The organism is Thermodesulfobacteriota bacterium (genome assembly GCA_039028315.1).
GTDB lineage: Bacteria > Desulfobacterota_D > UBA1144 > Nemesobacterales > UBA2774 > CR02bin9.
On the sequence record JBCCIH010000245.1, the window covers coordinates 1 to 2655 of the forward strand.

Below are 2655 nucleotides of genomic sequence, written 5' to 3' on the forward strand. Positions count from 1 at the left end.
ACAATCAGAATTGGCAAAAGGACCGATAAAAACTCACCCTTAATAAAAGATTTTATTCCTTTGCGTGATTTAGATGATCTGGTTTTTGCAGGTTGGGATATTTTTCCAGACGACTGCTATGAAGCATCCCTTAAGGCAGGAGTGCTTGACAAAAACCTGCTTGACGAATTAAAACCTGGTTTGCAGCAAACCTCTCCTATGAAGGCTGTTTTTAGCAGAAAATACGTCAAGAACCTAAACGGCAAACACCTTAAGCGCGGCAAGACCAAAATGGACTTAGCCGAGCAGCTTATTGAAGATATTAAAACATTCAAAAAAGAAAGCGGTGTTGACAGATTGGTGATGGTTTGGTGCGGAAGCACAGAAGTATTCATACAAGCATCAGAAGTTCATAGAAGTGTAAAATCTTTTGAAAAAGGGCTTAAGGAAAATCATCCTGGAATTCCTCCAAGCATGATTTATGCCTACGCAGCAATTAAATGCGGTGTGCCGTATGCAAACGGAGCACCTAATTTGTCAGCCGATGTACCTGCGCTTATGAAGCTTGCTGATCAAAAGAAAGTACCAATATCAGGTAAGGACTTTAAAACAGGCCAAACCTTGATGAAGACTATTTTAGCACCTGGACTTAAGAGCAGAATGATCGGTATTGACGGCTGGTTTTCCACTAATATTCTTGGAAATAGAGACGGTGAAGTTTTAGATGACCCATATTCGTTTAAAACAAAAGAGCAAAGCAAACTTAGCGTGCTTGACTACATATTTCAGCCTGATCTATATCCGGATCTATATTCAGATTACTACCATAAAGTCAGAATTAACTACTACCCGCCTAGAGGGGACGCTAAAGAGGCATGGGACAATATTGATATTTTTGGGTGGCTCAACTATCCAATGCAGATCAAAGTAAATTTCCTATGCAGAGACAGCATTCTTGCCGCTCCTATTGTTCTTGATCTAGTGATCTTCCTAGATCTTGCAAATAGAGCAGGGCTGTATGGAATTCAAGAATGGCTCTCATTTTATTTCAAGAGCCCTATGCATGGTGAGGGTCTGTATCCAGAGCATGATGTATTTATCCAGCTCATGAAGCTTAAAAACACTCTTAGGTATATGCAGGGTGAAGAGCTGATTACCCATCTGGGTCTAGACTATTACGACTTCGCCTAATAATCCTGGGCAAATTTTCAGCTAAATAATATTTGACTTGTTTATGGGAAGGATTACGCCTCAGCGCTAATGGCTAGCCATTTACGTGTTATGTAAGGTTTACCATCTTCGTCTCTATCTCCGTGTATTTCAATTGAAGGACCGACTGAATCTCTCATGGCGTTTACTGCGTCGTCAATCGGATAACCTCTTAGAGCACCCGCTGCATATTGCTGAAATGCGCTAATGTATTCCCACGCCTCTTTGTGCATATCAACAGCAAACTCTTTCGCATCAACGAGTTTAAAACCGGCCTCTTTTACAAGGTCTTCATAGTAGGAACGAGGCAAAAATTTCGCAGCCTCTGTTTTAGAGTCAGTTTTGATTCTCCTTACACCATGGTCTTTTAGATACTTAACAGCAGTTTTTACCTGTGTGCGGTAAAATGGAAGAGTGTCTGCAGGTCTTGCTTCTTCATAAAATGCAGTGTTGAAAAAGAATAAACCGCCTGGCTTTAATGCCTTTCTAATCCTCTTTACGCAGTCTAGTTGATCGGCGGCAGAGAGGTAGTGTATACCGTTTCCCCAAACAGCAATATCTATGCTATTATCGGGGATTGTCATATCCTCAATTGAGGAATGTACCATTTTTAGCTTATCAACTGTTTTATCTAGTTTAGATTGTGCAAGTTTAAGAGCTTCAGATGACTGGTCTAAGCAAAGAACTGCAGTTTTTCTCCAGCTTTCAGGCAGATTATCAAACACCAATTGAACCATGGTTCCAGCTCCGGTGGCAACATCTAAAATACCCTCGATGCTGTCAACGCCCTTTTGCTTCATTATTTCGACCCAGCTTGTAATACATTCACTATTAACTTGTTTATATTCTTCAGTATCAGCAAATGGTTCGTAATTATAATCTTCTTCTTCGATTTTATGTATTTCTTGTGTATGCGTTTCTTGCATTAAAAACCTCCGCGTTATACCCCTACCCTGTGAATGCGATTTAGAATAGTGAGAAGGGGATTATAACATGACATTTGGCAATAATAAATATCAGACACTATTGCCTATATAGTTACACCCCTCTCTTATCTCCCCAGATAAGCTTATGAAGTTGGGGCAAAACTCTGATATGTTCTAGTTTATCTTTTAATACCTTCCTAGTTATCCAACCTATCTCTGATCCATGTGTTGGTTGGAATACTATATTTGCCTTGATATTATACCTGCTTAATACTTCCCTGGCATATTCGTAATCCTGTTCATCCTGAATTACAAATTTGAGTTGGTCCGTTGATCTTAATTTAGTAAATAGGTCAAAATTCATCTTATCCTGCATGGAGGAGCTTGGACACTTACAGTCCATACTTATTATGCAGTTATCGCTCCATAGTATTTGTGGCGGCATCTTATGCCCACTGGTCTCAAGGAGTATTGTGTAGCCATTATCAAGAAGTAGTTCTGAGAGTTCTTCAACCTCTTTAGCCTGAATTAGCGGCTCACC

The 2655-nt window shown here is 40.0% G+C and carries 3 protein-coding genes; 1 reads left to right on the top strand and 2 read right to left on the bottom strand.

Annotation, left to right across the window (positions count from 1 at the left end; genetic code table 11):
• Positions 1–1170 (top strand): inositol-3-phosphate synthase (locus AAF462_11490; protein ID MEM7009745.1); only part of this gene is annotated, 1170 nt, incomplete at its 5' end.
• A 53-nt stretch (positions 1171–1223) separates the two neighbouring features.
• Here AAF462_11490 and AAF462_11495 read toward each other — a convergent pair.
• Both AAF462_11495 and AAF462_11500 read right to left on the bottom strand, forming a co-directional pair.
• Positions 1224–2114, bottom strand: a complete 891-nt coding sequence (locus AAF462_11495) for a class I SAM-dependent methyltransferase (protein MEM7009746.1) — start codon at positions 2112–2114, stop codon at positions 1224–1226.
• A gap of 112 nt (positions 2115–2226) precedes the next feature.
• Positions 2227–2655: 7-carboxy-7-deazaguanine synthase QueE (locus AAF462_11500; protein MEM7009747.1), on the bottom strand; the 429-nt coding region annotated here is incomplete at its 5' end.

Excerpts from the sequence above, each read along its gene's own strand:
- AAF462_11495 (MEM7009746.1), bottom strand. The coding sequence starts at position 2,114 with ATGCAAGAAACGCATACACAAGAAATACATAAAATCGAAGAAGAAGAT.